21 protein-coding genes and 1 riboswitch are annotated in these 20,564 nt (G+C 69.6%); of the genes, 15 read left to right on the top strand and 6 right to left on the bottom strand.

Annotation, left to right across the window (positions count from 1 at the left end):
• Positions 1-95: 95 nt before the first annotated feature.
• The gene (locus E7T09_RS21545) at positions 96-1,085 is read left to right on the top strand and encodes a GNAT family N-acetyltransferase (RefSeq protein WP_240741933.1); all 990 of its coding nucleotides are present in this window, start codon (positions 96-98) and stop codon (positions 1,083-1,085) included.
• Between the two features lie 58 nt (positions 1,086-1,143).
• On the opposite strand, the gene E7T09_RS21540 is transcribed toward E7T09_RS21545, so the two are convergent.
• Entirely contained in the window at positions 1,144-1,944 is an 801-nt protein-coding gene (locus E7T09_RS21540; RefSeq protein ID WP_136391271.1) for an aminoglycoside phosphotransferase, read from the bottom strand.
• Positions 1,941-2,591, bottom strand: coding sequence for a DsbA family protein (locus E7T09_RS21535; RefSeq protein WP_136391270.1), 651 nt, complete (start codon positions 2,589-2,591; stop codon positions 1,941-1,943). Before E7T09_RS21535 ends, E7T09_RS21540 begins: the two co-directional genes overlap by 4 nt.
• 152 nt (positions 2,592-2,743) lie before the next feature.
• Here E7T09_RS21535 and E7T09_RS21530 point away from each other — a divergent pair, with 152 nt between their 5' ends.
• Complete coding sequence (locus E7T09_RS21530) at positions 2,744-3,391, top strand: hypothetical protein (RefSeq protein ID WP_136391269.1); 648 nt, start codon at positions 2,744-2,746, stop codon at positions 3,389-3,391.
• A 76-nt stretch (positions 3,392-3,467) separates the two neighbouring features.
• On the opposite strand, the gene thrC is transcribed toward E7T09_RS21530, so the two are convergent.
• Positions 3,468-4,895, bottom strand: a complete 1,428-nt coding sequence (gene thrC, locus E7T09_RS21525) for a threonine synthase (protein WP_136391268.1) — start codon at positions 4,893-4,895, stop codon at positions 3,468-3,470.
• Positions 4,896-5,359: 464 nt separating this feature from the next.
• Positions 5,360-5,444, top strand: a riboswitch (cyclic di-GMP riboswitch).
• Positions 5,445-5,814: 370 nt separating this feature from the next.
• Between thrC and E7T09_RS21520 the strand changes: the two genes are divergently transcribed.
• From E7T09_RS21520 to E7T09_RS21490, 7 genes are all read left to right on the top strand, one after another.
• The gene (locus E7T09_RS21520) at positions 5,815-6,219 is read left to right on the top strand and encodes an Ig-like domain-containing protein (RefSeq protein ID WP_136391267.1); all 405 of its coding nucleotides are present in this window, start codon (positions 5,815-5,817) and stop codon (positions 6,217-6,219) included.
• Positions 6,220-6,397: 178 nt separating this feature from the next.
• The gene (locus E7T09_RS21515) at positions 6,398-7,324 is read left to right on the top strand and encodes an ABC transporter ATP-binding protein (RefSeq protein ID WP_136391266.1); all 927 of its coding nucleotides are present in this window, start codon (positions 6,398-6,400) and stop codon (positions 7,322-7,324) included.
• Entirely contained in the window at positions 7,321-8,148 is an 828-nt protein-coding gene (locus tag E7T09_RS21510) for an ABC transporter permease (protein ID WP_136391265.1), read from the top strand. The genes E7T09_RS21515 and E7T09_RS21510 overlap by 4 nt, the downstream gene beginning before the upstream one ends.
• Before the next feature lie 59 nt (positions 8,149-8,207).
• Positions 8,208-9,335 carry a sensor histidine kinase gene (locus E7T09_RS21505; RefSeq protein ID WP_136391264.1) on the top strand — a complete coding sequence of 376 codons (1,128 nt, stop codon included), beginning with the start codon at positions 8,208-8,210 and terminating at the stop codon, positions 9,333-9,335.
• A 31-nt stretch (positions 9,336-9,366) separates the two neighbouring features.
• Positions 9,367-9,969, top strand: coding sequence for a DNA-binding response regulator (locus E7T09_RS21500; RefSeq protein WP_136391312.1), 603 nt, complete (start codon positions 9,367-9,369; stop codon positions 9,967-9,969).
• Between the two features lie 80 nt (positions 9,970-10,049).
• Positions 10,050-11,105 carry a lipopolysaccharide assembly protein LapB gene (locus E7T09_RS21495; RefSeq protein WP_136391263.1) on the top strand — a complete coding sequence of 352 codons (1,056 nt, stop codon included), beginning with the start codon at positions 10,050-10,052 and terminating at the stop codon, positions 11,103-11,105.
• Positions 11,106-11,149: 44 nt separating this feature from the next.
• Positions 11,150-12,400: a 26S protease regulatory subunit gene (locus E7T09_RS21490; protein WP_136391262.1), complete on the top strand. Its 1,251-nt coding sequence runs from the start codon at positions 11,150-11,152 to the stop codon at positions 12,398-12,400.
• Between the two features lie 53 nt (positions 12,401-12,453).
• Here the strand turns inward: E7T09_RS21490 and E7T09_RS21485 are convergent, their stop codons facing one another.
• From E7T09_RS21485 to E7T09_RS21475, 3 genes are read right to left on the bottom strand one after another with little or no spacing between them, the layout of a single operon-like run.
• Positions 12,454-12,699 carry a hypothetical protein gene (locus E7T09_RS21485; RefSeq protein ID WP_136391261.1) on the bottom strand — a complete coding sequence of 82 codons (246 nt, stop codon included), beginning with the start codon at positions 12,697-12,699 and terminating at the stop codon, positions 12,454-12,456.
• Positions 12,700-12,728: 29 nt separating this feature from the next.
• Positions 12,729-13,511 carry a heavy metal-binding domain-containing protein gene (locus E7T09_RS21480; RefSeq protein ID WP_136391260.1) on the bottom strand — a complete coding sequence of 261 codons (783 nt, stop codon included), beginning with the start codon at positions 13,509-13,511 and terminating at the stop codon, positions 12,729-12,731.
• 25 nt (positions 13,512-13,536) lie between these two features.
• Positions 13,537-13,932 (bottom strand): hypothetical protein, encoded by a 396-nt coding sequence (locus tag E7T09_RS21475; protein ID WP_136391259.1) that lies wholly within the window; start codon positions 13,930-13,932, stop codon positions 13,537-13,539.
• Between the two features lie 74 nt (positions 13,933-14,006).
• Between E7T09_RS21475 and aguB the strand changes: the two genes are divergently transcribed.
• From aguB to E7T09_RS21445, 6 genes are all read left to right on the top strand, one after another.
• Positions 14,007-14,900, top strand: a complete 894-nt coding sequence (gene aguB, locus E7T09_RS21470; protein WP_136391258.1) for an N-carbamoylputrescine amidase — start codon at positions 14,007-14,009, stop codon at positions 14,898-14,900.
• 344 nt (positions 14,901-15,244) lie between these two features.
• Positions 15,245-16,105: a MurR/RpiR family transcriptional regulator gene (locus E7T09_RS21465; RefSeq protein ID WP_136391257.1), complete on the top strand. Its 861-nt coding sequence runs from the start codon at positions 15,245-15,247 to the stop codon at positions 16,103-16,105.
• 140 nt (positions 16,106-16,245) lie between these two features.
• The gene (locus tag E7T09_RS21460) at positions 16,246-17,499 is read left to right on the top strand and encodes a sugar ABC transporter substrate-binding protein (protein ID WP_136391256.1); all 1,254 of its coding nucleotides are present in this window, start codon (positions 16,246-16,248) and stop codon (positions 17,497-17,499) included.
• Between the two features lie 239 nt (positions 17,500-17,738).
• Positions 17,739-18,647, top strand: a complete 909-nt coding sequence (locus E7T09_RS21455) for a carbohydrate ABC transporter permease (RefSeq protein ID WP_136391255.1) — start codon at positions 17,739-17,741, stop codon at positions 18,645-18,647.
• A complete protein-coding gene (locus E7T09_RS21450) occupies positions 18,644-19,525 on the top strand; it encodes a carbohydrate ABC transporter permease (RefSeq protein ID WP_136391254.1) in 882 nt (293 codons plus the stop codon). The genes E7T09_RS21455 and E7T09_RS21450 overlap by 4 nt, the downstream gene beginning before the upstream one ends.
• The gene (locus E7T09_RS21445) at positions 19,522-20,556 is read left to right on the top strand and encodes an SIS domain-containing protein (RefSeq protein ID WP_240741932.1); all 1,035 of its coding nucleotides are present in this window, start codon (positions 19,522-19,524) and stop codon (positions 20,554-20,556) included. Before E7T09_RS21450 ends, E7T09_RS21445 begins: the two co-directional genes overlap by 4 nt.
• The last annotated feature ends 8 nt before the right edge of the window (positions 20,557-20,564 follow it).

The following is a 20,564-nucleotide window of genomic DNA, read 5'->3' as shown; positions in this document are numbered from 1 at the left end:
GGCTGAACCGGCAGATCTTCGGCGGCACGTGGCGGTACGACTTCGGGCCGCCTGCCAAGGCCCCGCCGCCACCGGGTGAGACCTTCCGCTGGGGGGTGTACCACGGCGCCGAGCTGGTCGGCTGGCAGTTCTCGCACCAGACCGACGAGCGCACGGTCTCCATGGCCGACACGGGCATCCTGCCGCAGCACCAAGGCCGAGGCCTGTACACCCGACTGCTGCCGCAGGTGCTGGACGCGTTCCAGGCGGCCGGATACACGCTGGTCACCAGCCACCACCGTGCCACGAACAACCGCGTGATCATTCCCAAGCTGCGCGCGGGCTTTCTGCTCCAGGGCCTGAACGCCTACGAGGGCGGCCTGAACGTGGCCCTGACCCTATCGCTAGACGCCACCTACCGTGACGCCATGCACGTCCGCAGCGGCTTTCGACAGGCGCACGGCGAGACGGCGCGGCGACTGGGCGTGCGGGCCAGACCCGCCACGACTACCGCAGCCCCTCCATCCATGCCCCTGCCGATGGACGCCGAATCGGGCGTGGACCTGGGCGGTGGATACACCCTGCACCGCGTTCCAGAGGCCACCTACCGCATAGTCTACGCGCAACTGGAAAGTGCCGTCTACGACACGGTGTCGTTCGACTGGAAGCGTCCGGCCCCGTACCCCCTCCCGGAGGCTCCCGCGTACACGTGGCTGGTCGCACACGGAGGTCAGGTCGTCGGCTGGCACGCCTCGCGGCAGCGTGACCGCCGCACGGCGTACATGTCGAACACCGGTTTCCTGCCCGCGCACCGGGGGCAGGGCCTGTACACGCGCCTGCTGCCGGTCATCCTGTCGTTCCTGAGAGAACAGCGGTACGACCTGATCCGGAGTCAGCATCACCTCACCAACAGCGCCGTGATCGTGCCCAAGTTGCGCGCCGGCTTCCGGATTCAGGGCCTGGACGTGGGGGAACACGGCGTGATGACCGAACTGGTCTACAGCTTCGACGACGCGTACCGCGGGTACATGGACGTTCGCAGCGGACTCGAGCGGCCCACGGGCGAGGTCGCGCGGCGCCTAGGCCTGAACCCCGACCACGAGTGACGCCGCGCCGCCAGGACGAATCCGCCGCCCCGGGCAGACCGGACGGTCACGGTCTACCCTACGAGGACGCCCAGTCACACGTGAGATCCACCAGCCGCTGGTAGGGATCGCGTTCCGGGGGCACGACCTCAACGCCCCGCTGCATGGCGTCCGTGACCATGCGGAACCGCAGCGCCCGCAGCAGCAGCTGCGCGAAGCCCGGCTGAGCGGTGAGCGTACGGAACACGGCGGGATCGGCTCCCTCCCATACGACGGCGTCCACCACGACGATGGCGGAGGCGTAGGGAGCAGGACGCCAGTACGGCGAGAAGTCGATGATGGCCGGCCGCTCCAGGGCGGCGAACAGGACGTTGCCCGTCAGATCCGCGTGAATGACCTGTAATGCCGCGTCCACGGGCCGGCAGCACGAGAGCAGGCGCCGCACATGGCGCGCCGCCAGGAAGGGCGTGGCGGGCTGGTCTCCCCACGCCACCCGGTCGGCCACGGCCCAGGGATCCCGGCGCGCGGCGAGGAAGGCAGGCCGGGGCACCGCAGCGAGCTGACGATGAAGATGCTCGCCCGCCTGCACGATGTCCAGCCAGCGGCCGGGCTGGTGCTGACCGGACACGAACGCCGTGGCCATCCAGCCGTCCACGATCAGCTGGCCGTCGGCCGTGCTCAGCGGCCGCGCGACCCGGACGTGACCCTCCACGACTGGCCCCAGGACGGCCGCGTGCCATGCCCGTTCCGCTGGAGACTGATCCGCCGGTTTCAGCACGGCCGGACCGATCCGCCAGGATGTGCCCCTGCCCCCAGACAGGGGTTCCGGGGTGCCCCGGAGACCGAAGGCCCGCTGCACGGCGGCGGGCGGGGCGGTCACATGCGCTGGGCCGGGCGGTTCCTCGCGCGCTTGATGGTCGCCACGCCCGGATCGCTGCGCAGCACCGTGGTGTACAGGTTCCACCACTCGCGGGCGGTGGCGGGGTCGCGGGTCAGGTTCTCGAAGCGGTAGTACGCGGCCTCACCGCCCGGCAGGACGTACGTGGGCGTACCGAACACGCCGATCTCGCGCGACGCCTCCTGCTCGGCCCGCAGGTCGGCGCGCAGCCCGGCCTCGTCCTGCCGATCCTGCTCGAAACGGGCGGCATCGAGTCCTGCCTGGGCGGCGGCGTCTGACATCGCAGCGTCGTCCAGCTCTCGCTGCTGCTCGTGGCGCAGGCGGAACAGGGCCAGACTGAAGGCCCACAGGGCCTCCTCGCCCTGCCGGGCGGCGGCGGTCGCCGCCAGGAACGCGCGCAGGCTGGGCGTCTGGTGCTTCATGTACCCGTCCCCGTCCGGGGCGTCCAGCGGCTGATCCGTAAGGTTCCAAGTGTGTTCCTTCTGGTTGGCGGCGTGGTTGCCCTCGACCAGCGAATAGTGCCGCAGGCGGAAGGATTCGCCCTGTTCGCGCAGCACGGCGGCGAGTTCCACGCCGCGCCAGGCGTAGGGGCACAGGAAATCGATGAAGACGTCGGTCGTTTCAGACATGCGCGGAGTCTAGGCCCGCGCCGCGCCCAGAGCAGGGCCAGGGCACACACTGTTCGTGATCTTCAGGCAGCGGCCCAGGCGGCTTCGCCCGGCACGGGGCGTGTCATACAGGGCGGCTCCCGCTCCCCGGCCACACGCACTACGCTGCAGCCGTGACCAGACTGCTGCCGTTCGCCACGCTCACCCTCTGCGCCGTCCTCTGTGCCTGTGGGCGGGGAGGCACGCCGCAGGCCACCGCCACGCCCGCCAAGTCGCTGAGCGTCACCCTGAACGCCGGCAGCCGGGGGGATCAGCCGTGGACTTCCGGAGCCGGCACCTTCGCCATCTTCGCCTCCACCTCCACCACGCCCATCACGGCCATCGCCACAGCCAGCGTGAGCAGCGCCGGCACCGCCACCCTCGCGCTGCCCACGAGCGCCACCGGCATCGAGTCGAAGACCACCTCCTCGCCCAAAGCGGGCCTCGCCGGCCTGAGCGCCGGGTGCGCCTCGACCCTGACAGAAACGGCCCCGACCGCCCAGGCCGCGTACCTCGACTCGGCCGGGTTCACGTCGGCGCAGGGCGGCACGCCGCTGCGCGAATACACCGCCACCGTGAGCGGATCCATGCTGCGGTACCCGGTGTATGTCACCCAGGACGACACGGTGTCCGGCCAGCTGACCTGCGGCGCCGCCGCCCACACCGTGAACCTTCCCTACACGCGCGTCTGGAACGTCCTGGTCATCACCAACACCACCACCAGCGGCACGCATACGATCGGGCTGGACGACAGCGCCACCCTGCACTACGCCGTAAAGTGACCCGGAACAGCGCCGGGAAGCGCCGGTTCAGGCCTCACATGGCCTCCACGGCCAGCAGCCTGCCAAGCAGCAGCGGTCAGCTCCGCTGGGCGGCCTGTAGGTGCTGCGCGATGTACGCCTTGAGCCGGTTCACGTCGTTCGGCAGCACCTCGAAGACCTTCCTGGCGTGCTCGATGCCAGCGAAACGCTCGGGCCGTTCCGGCGTGCGCCCAACGGCCTCCTGCACGGTCTCCTCGAACTTGGCGGGCAGCGCGGTTTCCAGGCAGACCATCGGAACGCCGGGGCGCTGGTGGCGTTCACCCACCAGGACGCCATCGGCTGTGTGCGGGTCGATCAGGCGGGCGAAGCGCTCGTCGATGCTGCGGATGGTGCCCAGGCGGTCGGTGTGGGTGCTGCGTCCGCCGCGCAGGCCGCTGGCTTTCACGGCGTCCCAATGGGGCGTGCCGCGCAGGTCGACCGGGCGGCCCTGGCCAACCTCCTGCCACCAGCCGTGCGTCTGCGGGGCGTCGTTGCCGGTGATGGCGTACAGGTAGCGTTCGAAGTTGCTGGCCTTGCCGATGTCCATGCTGGGGCTGGATGTGGCGGCGACCTGCGCGGCGGGCCGGACGTGGTACACGCCCGTGGAGAAGAATTCGTACAGGACGTCGTTCTCGTTGCTGGCGACCAGCAGCTGCCCGATGGGAAGGCCCATGCTCCGGGCGAGGAAGCCGGCGAACACGTTCCCGAAGTTCCCCGAGGGCACGCTGAAGTCCACTTCTGTACCGGCGGGCAGGTTCAGGGCGAAGTAGGCCTTGAAGTAATACACGGCCTGCGCCAGCACCCGCGCCCAGTTGATGGAGTTCACGGCTCCGATCTCGAAGCGGGCCTTGAAGTCCGCGTCGGCGTTCACGGCCTTCACGAGATCCTGGCAGTCGTCGAACACGCCTTCCAGGGCGATGTTGAAGATGTTGGGTTCGGTCAGGCTGAACATCTGTGCCTGCTGGAAGGCGCTCATGCGGCCGTGCGGGGAGAGCATGAACACGTTCACGCGGCCCTTGCCGAGCATGGCGTACTCGGCGGCGCTGCCGGTGTCGCCGCTGGTCGCGCCGAGGATGTTCAGGCGCTCGTCACGGGCTTCGAGCACGTACTCGAACATGTGGCCCAGGAACTGCATGGCGATGTCCTTGAATGCCAGGGACGGTCCGTTGCTGAGTTCCAGCAGGTACAGGCCCGAGGTTCCGAGCGGGGTCAGCGGCGTGATGTCCTTGCTGTGAAAGACGTCCGGCGCGTACGTGACATGCAGGATCCTGCGCAGGTCGTGCTCGGGTACGTCGTCGATGAAGGGCCGCATGACCGCGAAGGCCAGTTCCGGGTACGGCAGGCCGCGCAGGGCCTCGAGTTCCTGCGGCCCGAAGGTGGGGATGAACTCGGGCATGGCGAGGCCGCCGTCCGGGGCGAGGCCCGAAAGCAGGACATCCGAGAAGCGGCCCAGGGACTGCGCGCCGCGCGTGGAAACGTACTTCATGGCTCTTTCCTCCCGTGCGCCGCGCGGCCCGGTCGGGGCGCGGCCAATGCTGCCCACTGTACCGAGTCCTGCGCCCGGCGGCCCACGCGGAAGCTAGGGCGCCGCACGAGACGATGGCCGACCGTACCCCAGGCCACACGACCTCACGGCGCACGGGGGCATGGTGTAAACGTTGTCATGGACAGCACATTCTGTCAGACGCTGGGCCCCACCCGCCGGCACCGTCTTCATGATGCCCGGCTCCGACCCCGGATCGTCCTGGGTCTGGCCCCTCTGGAACGGCATGCCTGTCCGGTCATCCGCCCGCGCTGGGTGCGGGAAATACCGATGGTCATGACCGGCCCGTGTGGTCGGCAGCCGACTTTAACAAACCACCATGTCCGATCATGAAGTCGGGCCAGTCTGGGCAGTGCGAGGCTTGTAAGAGGGCTTGCGGCAAGATCAAAGCCTCGCTGGAGAACCACCAGGCGGGAAGAAGCGATGAAGCGTGATCCTGTATGCGGGCACCTGGGACACGTGGAGCTAGTGGTGCGACCGGCTTTTCGACAGCCTTACTTTTGCCTTCCGGTGAAGGTTCGGCCCTATACTCTGCGGCTCACGCTGCAAGAGGAGTTCCCAGATGCTTCGACACGCCCATGCTGTCGCCCTGCCCCCAGATCCACAACCAGGCTGCGCCGCTCACCTGAGTGCCGCGCGCCGAACCCGCGTGCAGTGAGCCCGCGCCCCTGACCTGACCCCTGCGGTCAGCGTCCCCTGCGGCCACCCAGCACCGATCCGGAGAGCGGCTTCACGGCCGTTCCCAGCACCCCCGGCGTTCCTGACGACCGGCGCGGCGTGCTCCGTCGTTCCCACTTCACCGACCGTTCCGCCTTGAGTCCAGGGCGTGAGCCGGGCCGTGACCTGTTCCCTGGAGTCCACCATGAAAGCACTCGTCATCTCCGCCCTGATCGCCCTGTTCGCCACCAGCTGTGGCAGCATGCAGGCCCCCGCCCAGACCGTCTCGGGCCAGACGGTGCAGGGCGCGGCCACGACCACGACGGACACGCAGGCCCCGAAGGTCAGCATGATGATGTTCCCGCAGACGCTGCGGGAAGCGGGGAACGTGTTCTTCCAGCTGTCCACCCGTGACGACGTGAACGTGGCGCGGGTCGTGCTGAACATCGACGGGAAGCCCTTCGTGAACGACAACACGGCGTACAACTCCTACGCGAAATTCTTCGGGGCCCAGGACAATGGCAAGCACACGGTGACCGTGCAGGTGTTCGACAGCGCCCGCAACGTCACGGAGTACACGCAGGACTTTCAGGTGGACATCAGCAAGTAGGCCCGCGCCCGCGCGGTTACGTCATCGACTCCGTCACCGCAAGCCCACACCTCACCGGTTCCTCCGCGTTCCTGACGCCGGGCGGAACCGGCTTCCCATGGTGGGCGTGACAACTGTCACCCCGGGCGCCTGACACGCGGCACTGGGAACGCGGCGGGCCGGAGCGCACCCTGTGGGCATGACGAACGCGATCGAGCTGCGGAACGTGGACAAGACCTTCGGGAAGGTCACGGCCCTGCGCGGCCTGAACCTGGACATCCGCGCCGGGGAACTGACGGCGCTGCTCGGGCCGAACGGCGCCGGGAAGACCACGGCGATCTCGCTGATGCTGGGCCTGGGCGCACCCACGGCCGGGCAGGTGCGTGTGCTGGGCGGCAACCCACGGCAGGACGACGTGCGCCGCCGCATCGGTTCCATGCCGCAGGAGAGTGCCCTGCCGCCCGCGCTGAAGGTGAGCGAGGCCGTGGAACTGTTCGCGCGCTTCTACCCCGCCCCGCTGGCCGCGTCCCAGGCCCTGGCGCTCGCCGACCTGGGGAGCGTGGCCGGGCGGCGGGCGGGCGCGCTGTCCGGCGGGCAGAAGCGGCGGCTGGCCTTCGCGCTGGCCGTGGTGGGCAACCCGGAGGTGCTGCTGATCGACGAGCCGACGACCGGCATGGACGCGCAGAGCCGGCAGGCGTTCTGGGTGGCCGTGACGGAACTGAAGGACGCGGGCCGCACGATCCTGCTCACCACGCACTACCTGGAGGAAGCCGAGCGCGCCGCCGACCGCGTGATCGTGATGAACGCGGGCGCGGTGCTGGCCGACGGCACGCCGGAACAGCTGCGTTCCCAGGCGGGCGGCGCGCGAGTGCGCTTCACGAGCGACCTCGTGCTGGCCGAGCTGCACCGCCTGCCGGGGGTGGACTCGGCCGAGGTGGATGCCCACGGGCACGCGGATCTGCGCACCCGCACGCCCGAGGCGCTGCTGACCGCCCTGATCCGCCAGGGCACGCCCTTCACGGAACTGGAGGTCAGCCGCGCCAGCCTGGAGGACGCCTTCCTGAACTTGACCGCCACGCCTCCTGCCCAGACCAGCTCCTCTGCCACCAAGGAAGTGACCGCATGACCTCCCGCACTGTCCAGCCTGCCCAGACCGTCAGCCTGCCCACGCCCGCCCCCTCCGCCCGCCGCGCGCCGCTGCTGCCGGCGCTGGGCACCCTGGCCCTGGCGGAGCTGCGGCGCATGCTGCGCAACCCGATGTTCGCGGTGGGCACCATCGGCTTTCCGGTCATCTTCTTCTCGCTGTTCGGCCTGAGCGCCGTGAACGAGACGACGGATCAGGGGTTCAAGGTCGGGCCGCTGATCCTGGTGAACTTCGGCGCGTACTCGCTGCTCTCGCTGTCGATGTTCTCGTTCGGGTCGGCCGTGGCGCTGGAACGCACGGGCGGGTGGCTGCGGCTGCTGCGCGCGTCGCCCATGCCCACGGCGCTGTACTTCGCCGGGAAGCTGCTGGCCGCGCTGTGCTTCAGCGCCCTGAGCCTGGCCGTGCTGTACACCTTCGCGCACTTCACCGGCGGCGTGACCATTCCGGTGGGCCTGGCGCTGCTGCTGCTGGGCAAGCTGCTGCTGGGCATCATTCCGCTGATCGCGTTGGGCCTGTGCATCGGCTTCCTGGTCACGCCGACCGGCGCGCAGATCACCGCGAACCTCGTGAGCGTGCTGATGTCCTTCGCGTCGGGCCTGTTCACGCCGCTGGATCAGATGCCGGCCTTCGTGCAGAAGCTCGCGCCGTACCTGCCCGCGTACCACCTGGGCGCGGTCGCGCGTGGCACGGTCGTCGGTCAGACGTCCGGCGAGGCCACGCACTGGCTGGCGCTGGCCGCCTTCACGCTCGTGTTCGGCGCGCTGGCCGCGTGGGGTTTTCGTAAGGACGAGGCCCGCGAGCAGTGACCCGCGCCCGCCACACCGACCTCCCCGCTGACACATGCGGGGAGGGTACCCTGGTGGACATGAGGGGAGCGCAGCGCAGAACCGTGTGGGCATGGTTCCCGCTGCTGTGGCTGGTGTTCCTGGCCTATCCAGTGATCGGGTTCTTCGACCACCCGCGCCCCCTGGCGCACTGGGCGCTGTTCTGGAGCGTCATGGCGGGCTTCGTGGCCGTGTACGCGCGGGTGTTTTTCGTCCGGACGCCCGGTCACGCCACGCGCTGGGCCGTGGCGGGCTGGGTCTACGCCCTGCTAGCGTACGTTGTGCTGGCGCCCGTGATCGGGGGCACGGCTACGGCCTTCCTGATCTACGGCGGCAGCATCATCGGGTTCCAGGCGCGGGTGGGAGCGGCGCTGTGGCTGGCCTTCCTGAACGTGGCGATCATGGTGGCGCCCTTCTGGCAGGGGCGCTACGGCCTGGACGATCTGGCGTGGCTCGCGCCGAACATGGTGTTCACGCTGGTCGCCGCGTACGCCAACCACGCCTCGTTCCGGCGCAACATCGCCGACGCCCGGCTCGTGCAGGTGCAGGCCGAGAAGGAACGCCTCGCCGCCGACGCGGAACGCGAACGCATCGCCCGCGACCTGCACGACCTGCTGGGCCATACCCTCAGCGTGATCGTGCTGAAAAGCGAACTGGCGGGCAAACTCGCGGAACGCGACCCGGTTCGCGCCGCCGCCGAGATCCGCGAGGTCGAGCGCATCTCGCGCGAGGCGCTCTCGGAGGTGCGCGCCGCCGTCAGCGGCTACCGGGGCAGCGGCCTGAATGCCGAACTCGCCCGCGCGAAGGTCGCGCTGGACACGGCCGGCGTGAACCTCACGGTCACCCATGTCCTGCCGCCGCTACCGCCCGCCACCGAGCAGGCCGCTGCCATGCTGCTGCGCGAGGCGATCACGAACGTCGTCCGGCACGCCCATGCCCACGAGGTGCAGGTCAGCCTGACGCCGCACGGGCGCGGCTGGCGGCTCGTGATCCGCGACGACGGCGTGGGCGGCACGGGCAGCGAGGGCAGCGGCCTGACCGGGATGCGCGAACGCCTGCGGGCCCTCGGCGGCACCCTGGAGCGCGACGGCACGCGCGGCACCACGCTGAGCGCCACGCTGCCCGGCGAGGACAGCGGCGCAGCGGGCACAGCCCTGGTGACCGCGTGAGGGGAACGGAGTGCCGAGGATCGAGGCCCGTGTGATCCGCGTCCTGCTGGCCGAGGATCAGGCGCTGGTGCTGGGCGCCCTGTCGGCGCTGCTGTCGCTGGAAGATGACCTGGAGGTTGTGGGCGGCGCGCCGGACGGTGAGGCGGCGTGGGAGAAGGTGCAGGCGCTCAGGCCCGACGTGCTCGTCACGGACATCGAGATGCCGCGCCTGAGCGGCCTCGACCTCGCCGCCCGCGTGGCCCAGCTGATGCCGGACACGCGGGTGGTGATCGTCACGACCTTCGGCCGGGGCGGCTACCTGCGCCGCGCGCTGGACGTCGGGGCGCGCGGCTACCTGCTCAAGGATGCCCCGGCCAGCGAACTCGCGGACGCCATCCGCCGCGTGCACGCGGGAGGCCGCGCCATCGACCCGCACCTCGCCGCCGAGGCCTGGGGCGCGAGCGATCCCCTGACGGATCGGGAGCGGCAGGTGCTGCGCGCGGCCGAGGGTGGAGCGAGCACCGCCGCGATTGCCGTTACGCTGGGATTGTCGGAGGGCACCGTGCGCAATTACCTCTCGGAGGCCATCGGGAAACTCGGCGCGGAGAACCGCGTGGAGGCCGCCCGCACCGCGCGGGAAAAGGGCTGGCTGTAGGTTCAGACGCGGGCGCTTTCGTCCAGCTGGGCTGAGAGGCACCGGCGCCCGTTCGCCCCGTCCCCTAGAGTGGGCTTCGGATGACCGCCCTGGAGACGGACGTGAACATGTCGAGGGTGCGCGCCGCCCTGGAGGTGGGCCGTCCGGCGGAGGCGCTGCGGCTGCTGGCCCCGCTGCTGGCGGCCGATCCCGAGAACGCGCAGCTGTGGACGGCGCTGAGCGAGGCGCACCACGATGCAGCCGCGTACCCGCAGGCCCTCCAGGCCGCCGAGCGGGCCGTGCAGCTGGAGCCGCACAGCAGCCGGGGGCAGTTCTTGTATGCCCTGGCCCTGTGGAATACCCATGTGCTGGGCAACAATCCCCGCTGGGGCGCAGCGCGTCGGCGGGCACGGCAGGCGCAGGACGTCCTGCGCGGGGCCATCCGGCTGGATCCGTTCCGGGCGGGGTATCCGATCACGCTGGCCCAGTTGCTGCTCCAGACCGGGGGCACCGCCGAGGCTGAGACGCTGCTGCGCCGGGCATTGGAACTGGAACCGCAGAACACCTACGCCCTGGTGACGCTGGCGGAACTGGCCCTGAAGCGCCGGAACGCGCCGGAAGCGCAGCGGCTGGCCGGGCAGGTGCTGGCGCTGGAACCGGAGTCCGTGCCGGGCCTGGGCGTGCTGGCGTGGGCGCAATTGCGGCAGAGCGAGGCCCACACGGCGCTGCGCACCGCCCTGAGCGCGGTTCGCCTGGCTCCGGGTGACCCGGCGGCCCGCGCGTACTTCTCGGCGCTCTGCCATGCCCACCTGCCCCGGCCACTGGCACGCGGCGGCTGGATCTGGCGACTGGCCCTCATCCCGCACGGCGGCCTTCTGCTCATTCCCGTACTGGCGCTGGGCATCATGGTCCGGAACGGCTGGCGCTACCGACGCCTGCCGCCGGAACTGCGCGCGGCGGTCTCGCTCGTCCGGCCCATGCGCCGCGAAATCTTTGCGACGCGGACTTTCGTGGGGATCGTCTTGCTCGGCATCGTGGGCCTCCTGAACGCGCAGCTGGCCCTGGTCAGCGGCATGCTGGTCAGCGTGCTGCTCCTGGGGCTGGGGCTCGCCCTGATCGTCAGGCTGGCGACCGGGCGCACCTTCCGGCGGCGGTAGCGTGAAACAGGAACGGTACAGTGGTCACGCATGAGGAACCCCCGGTGGTAGACGACGCCGTGATCAGCGGCCTGGAACTGGCGCTCGAGGCCAGTCCGGACAACCACGCCCTGCGCCTGCACCTGGCGTCCCTGCTGCTCCAGGCGCACCGTGCTGCCGACGCCCTGACCCACGCCACGACCGTCCTGGCCGCCCAGCCGGCCCAGCTCGAAGCCCTGCGGCTGGCCGCGTGGTCTGCCGAGGAGGTCGGCGACGCGGCGCGGGCCGCCGGCTACCAGCAGCTTCACAATGCCCTGACCGGCGTGCAGGCTCCGTCCGGGCGACCCGCCCAGCCCTCGGTGAGCGCCGACGCCGTGGACATGCCCCGCACCGCGCCGCTCCCGGCGGACGATGGGCTGGAGCCGCCAGAAGCGTCGGATCTGCTGGAAGCGGTGCTGCCCCGCGTGACCTTTGCCGACGTAGCGGGCATGCAGGAGGTGAAACTGCGGCTGGAACGCGCCCTGCTGGCGCCCATGCGCAACCCCGAACTGACCCGCCTGTACGGCAAGTCCCTGCGCGGCGGCCTGCTGATGTACGGCCCGCCCGGCTGCGGCAAGACGTTCGTGGCGCGAGCGGTGGCGGGCGAACTGGACGCGCGGTTCCTGGCGGTGGGCCTGTCGGAAGTGCTGGACATGTACATCGGGCAGAGCGAACGCAACCTGCACGCCATCTTCGAGGAGGCCCGCCGCCGCGCTCCATGCGTGCTGTTCCTCGATGAGATCGACGCGCTGGGCCGCCGGCGCAGCCAGATGCGGCACAGCGGCGCGAACGTGGTCAACCAGCTGCTGGGCGAACTGGACGGCGCCACGACCTCCAACGACGGCGTGTTCGTGCTGGCCGCCACCAACAGCCCCTGGGACGTCGATCCAGCCCTGCGTCGCCCCGGCCGCCTCGACCGGACGGTGCTGGTCATCCCGCCGGATCAGGAGGCCCGCCGCGCCCTGCTCGACCTGAACCTCCGCCACCGCCCTCACGCGGGCGTGGACACCGCCGTCCTGGCCACACAGACCGAAGGGTATTCCGGCGCCGACCTGGCCCACGTGGTCGATTCGGCCGCCGAGCTGGCGCTGGAGGACTCGATCCGCAGCGGCACGGCCCGCCCGATCGGGCCGAAGGATCTGACGCGCGTGCTGCGCGACGTGAAACCCAGCACCGGCCCGTGGTTCGAGACGGCCCGCAACGTCGCCCAGTTCGCCAACGAGGGGGGCACCTACGACGAGCTGGTCGCCTACATGCGCGCCCGCCGGATGCTGTGATTGCTGGGGGGTCTCGCCCTCAGTCCGGATCTGGCGTCTGCTCGTGATTTCACCTACTCGCGCCGTGGCGTGAACACCATCAGTGCGGAGCCGGCGAGCGCGCCCACCGCCCCCAGGATCAGCGGCAGGTCACTCCCGGCCAGGAAGGCGCGGGCGGTCAGGGTCAGGCCAAGGACACCCAGGGCCACGGTCAGCAGCAGCATCCGGCCTGTCACTCCCTGCCGGGCCACCTGCGCGCCCCAGCCCACGCCACCCACGAGCAGGCAGGCCGCGCCGATCCAGCCCAGCAGCAGAGTCATGCGCGCAGGATACCCGCGTCTATCCCGCGCTACTCGTCCAGGCTGAGGTTCAGGGTGGTCTGGAGCGCGGGGGTGGCCCCCTGCACCCGCCGCACGCCGGTGCCGACGGCCAGGAATTCGAACACGTGGTTGTCCCAGATGCGGCTGTGTTCGCTGACCTGCACGCCCACGATGCCGGTCGCTCCGGCCTGGCGGGCCTCGGCCTGCATGCGCGTCATGGCCAGTTCGCGGGCGTGGTAGATCGCCTGGGTGTAATTCGTCATCTCGACGTTCTGGCCCAGCGTGCTCAGGCTCTGCAAAAATCCCTGGTGCGCCACGTGGTACACGCAGGTACCCATGACCAGACTGACCGGGCGGTACCCGGCGCGGTGCAGTTTGTAGAGATCCTGGCCGGACAGGTCGCTGGTAAAGGGCGTGCCGCCCTGGGGCGTCTCCCCGGCGGGCAGGCGCACGGCGGTGCCGACCGCGATGAATTCCGCGAGGCTGGATTCCAGACCCAGGTTCCCGCCGCCGATATCGAGGCGCATGCCCACGATGCCATCGGCCCCGAGGTACTTCGCTTCCTCGATCATGCGGTTCATGGCGAGGTGCCGGGCGTTGTACATGGCCTGCGTCAGGGTGGTCAGTTCGAGGCTCTCGCGCCAGCGGGCCTGTTGCAGGCCGAGGTGATACACGCTGGTGCCCATCGCCAGGCCCAGGGGCTGGTAGCCGAGTTCCTCCAGCAGCAGGAATTCGGACACGCTGAGGTCGCTGGTGAACAGGTCGCGTCTGCTGTCGTCGAGGCGTTGCGTGGTTTCCTGGCTGAGGGGCATCGTGACCTCCGGGAGGGGGGTGGGCTTACAGGGTCGATCCGGTGTGGCTGCCGAGCTGGCCGGAGAGGTTCGCCAGTGAGGCTTTCAGCTGCGCGATCCACTGATCCTGCGGCCAGTCCTGGTGCGACAGGTCGATGCCGCCGACATGATGGGCCGTGCGGTAGTGGACGTGCGGGCCGTCGACCAGGAGTTCGTAGTGGTCGGCGCCCAGCACGACGCGCAGGCTTTTCAGGGCGGTGCTCCGGAGCAGCCAGCTTCCCTGGTTGGTGCGGGTCGTCAGGTGCGGCAGCAGCGCCTGCAACCGCGCCGCGATGGCCTCGGCCTGTTCGGTGGCGTCCCGGTGTTCCAGCCGGAGTTGCGCCGCGAACACGTCGAGCGCCAGGTCGGCATCCACGTCGTGCGGCCCTGGGAAATCGGACATGCCGTGACTGTACCAAGCCCGTGAAGGGGTCGCCGCGCCTGGTGTGTGGGGGCGTCAGCCTGTAGCCTCGGGCCATGACACGCACTCCTGGAACCGTGAAGCTCGCCGTCGTGCAGATGCACGTGACGGACCAGCTGGACGACAACGTGGCGCGGGCCGAGGCGCACGTGCGGGACGCCGCCCGGCAGGGCGCGCAGGTGATCCTGCTGCCGGAACTGTTCGAGAACCTGTACTTCTGTCAGGTGGAACGCGAGGAGTACTTCGCCTTGAGCCACCCGCTGGACGGCCATCCGTTCATCGGGCGCTTCCAGAATCTGGCCCGCGAGCTGGGCGTGGTGCTGCCGCTGTCGTACTTCGAGGCGGCGGGGCAGGCGCACTACAACTCGCTGGTGTGCCTCGACGCCGACGGCAGCGTGCTCGGCAACTACCGCAAGACGCACATCCCGGACGGCCCCGGCTACGAGGAGAAATACTACTTCGCGCCGGGCGACACCGGCTTCAAGGTGTGGGCCACCCGCTTCGGCCGCGTCGGCGTGGGCATCTGCTGGGATCAGTGGTACCCGGAAACCGCGCGGATCATGATGCTCCAGGGCGCGGACTTCCTGCTGTACCCCACAGCCATCGGCAGCGAGCCGGAGGGCGTGGAATCGCCGAACAGCCACCAGATGTGGCAGCGGGCCATGGTGGGACACGCGGTCAGCAATTCCTCGTATGTGGGCGCGGCGAACCGCATCGGCACGGAGGTCGTGGGTGGGCTGTCGCAGACGTACTACGGGCACTCGTTCATCTCCGACTACACCGGGGAACTGGTGGCCGAGTTCGGTGACACCGAGGAAGGGCCGCTCACGCACGACCTGAACCTCGCGGAGGCCCGGAAGTTCCGCGCGGGCATGGGCTTTTTCCGCGACCGGCGCCCGGACCTGTACGGCGCACTGCTGACCACCGACGGAGTGACCCGGCGCGGCTGAGCTCCATCCGTGATCGCGGCTGACGCTTCTGGCTGAGCGTCAGCCGCGGCCGTCTGGTGCCGCCCCGGATGGGGCGCAACTGGAAAGCGCGACGAAAGTCAGAATCCGTCTGCGACGGTTCCAGGGAAGTCATTTTCAGCATCGCCCCTTGGCCGGCATCAGGCTCGGTGCGCTCTGCCTGCTGTCACAGCGTGAATCCTTCAGTGCCGCCGTCCGAGCCGGATGAAATTTTCAACCCCCGTTGGTATTGACAAAAATAATTTTCAGTGTTTAAGATGTCTCAACACGCTTCACACAGACATCACGTTCCGAACACCTCGCCCCGCTGTTGGCCCGGAGGGTCAATGAGTCAGACCGCTTCCCGTCCCGCACCGGCCCAGGGCGTCATCAGCCGTATCCGCCTACATGCCCACGCCCTCTCGCCCTCCCTGCAACGCGTCGCCGAGCACGTCGTGACACACGCCGAGACCGTCATGCACCAGACCATCACCGAACTCGCCACCTCGGTCGGGGTGGGCGAGGCGACCATCACGCGGCTGTGCCACAAACTCGACTTCGCGGGCTTCCACGCCTTCAAGATCGCGCTGGCGTCCGACGTCGCCGGCCGGGAATCCCACACTCCTGCCCACCCCGGCGACCTGGCCGGGCAGGCCGCGCAGGTCGTGAAGCAGACCTGCCGCACGCTGGAGGACACCGGCCGCCTCCTCGACCCGGTGGTCATGGAGGACGTGGCCGCCGCGCTGGCCCGCGCGCCGCGCGTAGATCTCACAGGGCAGGGCAACTCCGGCCTGGTCGCGCAGCTCTTCGCGCACCGACTGCTGCGCATCGGGATCACCGCCACCGCGTATACCGATCCGCACCAGTCGGCGGTCAGCATCTCCACCCTGCCGCGCGGCGGCGTGGTCATCGCCCTGTCCAGTTCCGGCAGCACCATCGACACCGTGCAGCACCTGCGGCTCGCACAGGGCCACGGGCATTACACCGTCGCCATCACGCACCGCGCCAGTTCGCCCATCACCCGCTACGCGAAGGCGGTGCTGTTCACGTCCACGCAGGAGGAACCCCTGACCGATTCCGTGCTGGACACGCTCGCGTCGCAGACGCTGGTGCTGGAAGTGCTGTACGCCGCCCTGCTCGCCCGCCGCCCGGAGGCCGCCGCCATGCTGCGCGTGACCGCCGAGAGCGTCGTCGAGAAGAAGTACTGAGGGCGGTGCGGGGAATGCCTCCACCCTCTGCGCCTCTGGCCACGCCGCTGTACCCCCGTTCTTCACTGGCCCCACCGGCCCGCCCGCAATCCACGTCCGCCCGCTTCCAGCCGCCCGCCCCGTCCTCAAGGAGGAACTCCATGAAACGTACCCTGACTGCCCTGACCCTCGCCCTCGGCCTCTCCGCCGTGACCTCCGCGCAGGCCCAGACCACCGTGACCTTCTGGACGTGGTACCTCAGCCCCAAGTTCGACGGCTACATCAAGGACACCATCGCCGCGTTCGAGAAGGCCAACCCGGACATCAAGGTCAACTGGGCCGACAAGCAGGACTCGATGGTGCAGGACTTCATCAGCAGCGTGAACCTGGGCAACGCGCCCGACGTGGTGAACCTGAACATCGACGAGACGCAGAAGGCTGCGCAGAACGGCTTCCTGCGCGCCGCGAGCGACCTGACCAGCGCCGCCACCCTGAAGGCGACCTTCTACCCGCAGAGCCTCGCGAACTTCACGTCCGGCGGCAAGGTCTACGCGTACCCGTGGTACGGCTGGCTGAACGAGGGCGTGCTGCTGTACAACCCGGACCTGTTCAAGAAGGCGGGCCTGACCCGCGCGCCCCGCACCACCAGTGAACTGATCGCCGACGCGAAGATCGTGAAGGACAAGACCGGCGCGTACGCCTGGGTGCCCGCCCTGAAAGACCCGAACACCGCGTCGTTCCTGGGCTACTTCTACGCCGAGGGCCTGCCCATCTACGCCGCCGACGGCAAGGCCGCCTTCGACAGCCCCGCCCACGCCGCGCTGCTGGGGCAGTTCGTCGACCTGTACAAGGGCGGGTACGTGCCCGAGGACGCCGTGCGCCGCGAGGCCTTCCAGCTCGCCACCGAACTGTACGCGCAGAACCGCGTGGCCATGATCATCGGCGGCCCGCAGGCCCTGACGCGCATCAAAGACACCAACCCCAACCTGTACGCCAGCACCGTCGTGACCGGCGCGCCTCTGGGCAAGGCGAACGTGCAGACGGGCGGCAGCATGGCCCTGGTCGTGCCCACCGCCAGCAAGAACCCGGCCGCCGCCGCCAAGCTCGCCGCGTACTTCACGAACAACGCCAACCAGCTTGCCTTCGCCAAGGTCGTGCCGGTCGTGCCCACCACAGTGGGCGCGCAGAGCAGCACGCAGTTCAAGACCACCAGCTCCGATCCCGTCGCCAAGGCCACCGCCCTGGTGGGTGCGTCGGGCCGTTACATCAACCCCGGCTACAAGGCGCCGGGCAACAGCGACGACCTGTACAAGAACTTCAACGACAACATCGAGGCCGCGCTGCTCGGCAAGAAGACCCCCCAGCAGGCCCTGACCGACTCGGTCACCTACTGGAACGCGAACATGAAGAAGTAAGGGCGGCACGCACCGCCGCAGGCAGCGGCCGGAGTGCAGGGGAAGGGGCGCTGTCCCCCTTGCCCGGAACGGAGCGCCGCTGCCCAGCCCGACAGCATCCGGAGGCCCGCCTGAAGCCTGGGCGGGCCTTCTCACACAACACGAGAAGCGCATTTGACTTCCGCCGCGCCGGGCTTCCCGCATTCGGGAGCGAATCCTGGCACACCACCGCCCCCGTTCGCCCTAAGGAGTTTCCCACCATGCGTATTCCCTGGCGTCAGACGCTGATGTCGTACACCTTCCTGGCCCCGGCGCTGATCCTGCTGGCGGTGTTCACGTTCTATCCGCTGGTGTACGGCGCGTACCTGGGCTTCACGGAGTACACCGGCGCGCGCTTCGCGCAGGGGCTGGGGCCGAAGTTCACGGGGCTGGACAACTTCCGCACGCTGGCGGGCGATCCGTTGTTCCACACGGCCATCTGGAACTCGGTGCGCTACCTGCTGGTGGTGCCGGTGCTGCAACTCGCGTCGCTGGCCGTGGCCGTGCTGGTGAACAAGGAACTGCCGGGCATGACGTGGTTCCGCGCGGCGTACTACGTGCCGGTGGTGACGTCGGTGTCGCTGGCGGCGGTCATGTTCGAGTGGGTGTTCAACCGCGAGGGCGTTCTGAACTGGGTGCTGACGTCGCTGCACCTGACCACGCCGCAGAAGGCCATCGGGTGGCTGAACTCCGAGACGTGGGCGTTCTTCGCGGTGATGTTGGTGACGTTCTGGCGCGGTTTCGGCTACTACATGGTGCTGTACCTGGCGGGCCTCCAGACCATCCCGCAGGAGCTGGAGGAGGCGGCCGTGTTGGACGGCGCCTCGCCCTGGCAGCGGTTCTGGCGAGTGACCGTGCCGCTGATGCGCCCGACCATCCTGCTGTGCACGCTGCTCTCGACCATCGCCGCGCTGCGGGTGCTGGAGGAGGTGCTGGTGCTCACCAACGGCGGGCCGCTGAACAGCACCTACACGGCGCTGATGTACGTGTACGCCAAGGCCTTCCAGGGCTTCGACTTCAACTACGGACTGGCGAGCGCGGCTGGCCTGGTGATCGCGGTGGTGGCGCTGCTGATCTCGGCCGTGAACTTCCGGCTGTTCCGCACGGACGACGCGGCGGAGGGCTCGTGAGCGCCGCCACGACGACGGGCACAGCCGTCCGGACGCGCTCCCGCGTGAGCTGGCGGCGGCCCCTGCGGCTGGCCCTGCGCTACTTGCTGCTGATCGCCATCCTGATCTTCGCCATCTTCCCGTTCGTGTGGACGCTGGCGATCGCCCTGACGGACAAGACGGCGGGCGTGTCCATCTACGCCTTCCCGCAGAGCCTCTTTCCTCGCCGGATCACGCTGCACAACTTCGTGGACGTGTTCAACACATTCCACCTGGGCGCGTACCTGTGGAACTCGGTGTCCATCACGGTCATGACGGTGATCGGGACGCTGGTCGTGTCGGCGCTCGCGGCATACCCGCTGGCCCGTTTCCGCTTTCCAGGCCGCAACCTGATCTTCTCGGCCATCGTGGCGACCCTGGTGCTGCCCAGCGAAACCAACTTCATCGTGAACACGCTGACGCTGAAGAACCTGCACCTGCTCGGCACGCACCTGGGCGTGGTCATCCCGACGATCGCCGGGGCCTTCGGGATCTTCCTGATGCGGCAGGCGTTCCTGTCGATCCCCTCGGCGCTGCTGGAAGCCGCCCGGCTGGACGGAGCCAGCGAGCTGCTGATCCTGACGCGCATCATGCTGCCCCTGACCCGCCCGAGCCTCGCGGCGCTGGGGATCTTCACGCTGGTCACCACCTGGAACGCGTACTTCTGGCCCATGGTCGTGCTGTCGGGCGCGCCGGAGAAAGTCCCGCTGAGCGTGGCCGTGCTGAAGCTCAAGGGGCAGTTCAACTACGATCCCTTCAACATCGCCGCCGGGTCGTTGTTCATGATGCTGCCGGTACTGATCGTGTTCCTGCTGGCGCAGCGGCTGTTCCTGCGCGGCCTGGAAGGAGCGGTGAAGTGAACGCGGAACCGCTGATGCTGGTGGAAGCGCGGGAAGCTCCCGAGGTCGTGGAACGGCAGGCGGCCGACCGCTCGCAGGTCGAGGACGTCGCGCGGGCCATCCTGGCCTTCGCGCCATCCTTCGTGGTCACGCTGGCGCGCGGCTCCTCAGATCACGCGGCGACCACCCTGCGTTACGGCCTGGAGACGCACTTGCGCCTGCCCGTGGTGAGCGCCGCCCCCAGTGTGGCGGGCGTATACGGCGCGGACGTGGAGTACCGGGGCGCGCTGGTGCTCGCGGTAAGCCAGTCGGGCGGCAGTCCGGATCTGGTGGAGAGCCTGCGGCGGGCGCGCCAGGGTGGAGCGCTGACGGTCGCCCTGGTGAACGTGGAAGGCAGCCCCCTGGCGCGCGTGGCCGATCTGGCGCTGCCCCTGCACGCCGGCGAGGAACGCGCCGTGGCCGCCACGAAGTCCTACCTGGCGGCCCTGACGCTGGGGGCGCGGCTGCTGCACGCCCTGCGCCCGGACTCCGCGCTGGCCGGTGCCTTGGCCCGCCTGCCGGACGCCCTGCGTGAGGTCATCCACGGCGAAGCGCTGGCGAGGTCGGCGGCCCTGACCCTGGCCGCGAACGACCGCCCGCTGGTGCTGGGGCGTGGCCTGCACGGGGGCGTGGCCGCCGAGGCGGCCCTGAAACTGCAGGAGACGGCGGGTGTGGGCGCGCTCGCGTTCTCGACGGCCGAGTTCGCCCATGGCCCCGCGCGGCTGGCCGAGCCGGGCACCCTGGCCGTGTGCTTCCAGGCGCGCGACGCCACCGCTCCCCTGACCGCCGCGACGTACGAAGACCTGCACGGGTACGGGGCCCAGGTGCTGTCCATCGGCGCGCCCCTGCACGGCATGGATGCCGTGGTGCCCACGCCGCCCACCGGACACGCGCTGACCGACCCGGCGACCTCGGCGCTGGCTGCCCAGTTGCTGATCGCCCACGCGGCCACTGCACGCGGCCAGAATCCGGATGCGCCGCCCAGATTGTCGAAGGTCACGAGGACGCGATGATGCCGGAC

Source organism: Deinococcus sp. KSM4-11, from assembly GCF_004801415.1.
Lineage (GTDB): Bacteria > Deinococcota > Deinococci > Deinococcales > Deinococcaceae > Deinococcus.
This window is presented reverse-complemented; position numbering and strand designations above follow the sequence as displayed.

What these genes read in the sequence shown, in the direction of transcription:
- E7T09_RS21535 (WP_136391270.1), bottom strand. Translation starts at nt 2,591, where the DNA reads ATGTCTGAAACGACCGACGTCTTCATCGATTTCCTGTGCCCCTACGCC.
- thrC (WP_136391268.1), bottom strand. Translation starts at nt 4,895, where the DNA reads ATGAAGTACGTTTCCACGCGCGGCGCGCAGTCCCTGGGCCGCTTCTCG.
- E7T09_RS21520 (WP_136391267.1), top strand. Translation starts at nt 5,815, where the DNA reads ATGAAAGCACTCGTCATCTCCGCCCTGATCGCCCTGTTCGCCACCAGC.
- E7T09_RS21515 (WP_136391266.1), top strand. Translation starts at nt 6,398, where the DNA reads ATGACGAACGCGATCGAGCTGCGGAACGTGGACAAGACCTTCGGGAAG.
- E7T09_RS21510 (WP_136391265.1), top strand. Translation starts at nt 7,321, where the DNA reads ATGACCTCCCGCACTGTCCAGCCTGCCCAGACCGTCAGCCTGCCCACG.
- E7T09_RS21505 (WP_136391264.1), top strand. Translation starts at nt 8,208, where the DNA reads ATGAGGGGAGCGCAGCGCAGAACCGTGTGGGCATGGTTCCCGCTGCTG.
- E7T09_RS21495 (WP_136391263.1), top strand. Translation starts at nt 10,050, where the DNA reads ATGACCGCCCTGGAGACGGACGTGAACATGTCGAGGGTGCGCGCCGCC.
- E7T09_RS21485 (WP_136391261.1), bottom strand. Translation starts at nt 12,699, where the DNA reads ATGACTCTGCTGCTGGGCTGGATCGGCGCGGCCTGCCTGCTCGTGGGT.
- E7T09_RS21480 (WP_136391260.1), bottom strand. Translation starts at nt 13,511, where the DNA reads ATGCCCCTCAGCCAGGAAACCACGCAACGCCTCGACGACAGCAGACGC.
- E7T09_RS21475 (WP_136391259.1), bottom strand. Translation starts at nt 13,932, where the DNA reads ATGTCCGATTTCCCAGGGCCGCACGACGTGGATGCCGACCTGGCGCTC.
- aguB (WP_136391258.1), top strand. Translation starts at nt 14,007, where the DNA reads ATGACACGCACTCCTGGAACCGTGAAGCTCGCCGTCGTGCAGATGCAC.
- E7T09_RS21465 (WP_136391257.1), top strand. Translation starts at nt 15,245, where the DNA reads ATGAGTCAGACCGCTTCCCGTCCCGCACCGGCCCAGGGCGTCATCAGC.
- E7T09_RS21460 (WP_136391256.1), top strand. Translation starts at nt 16,246, where the DNA reads ATGAAACGTACCCTGACTGCCCTGACCCTCGCCCTCGGCCTCTCCGCC.
- E7T09_RS21455 (WP_136391255.1), top strand. Translation starts at nt 17,739, where the DNA reads ATGCGTATTCCCTGGCGTCAGACGCTGATGTCGTACACCTTCCTGGCC.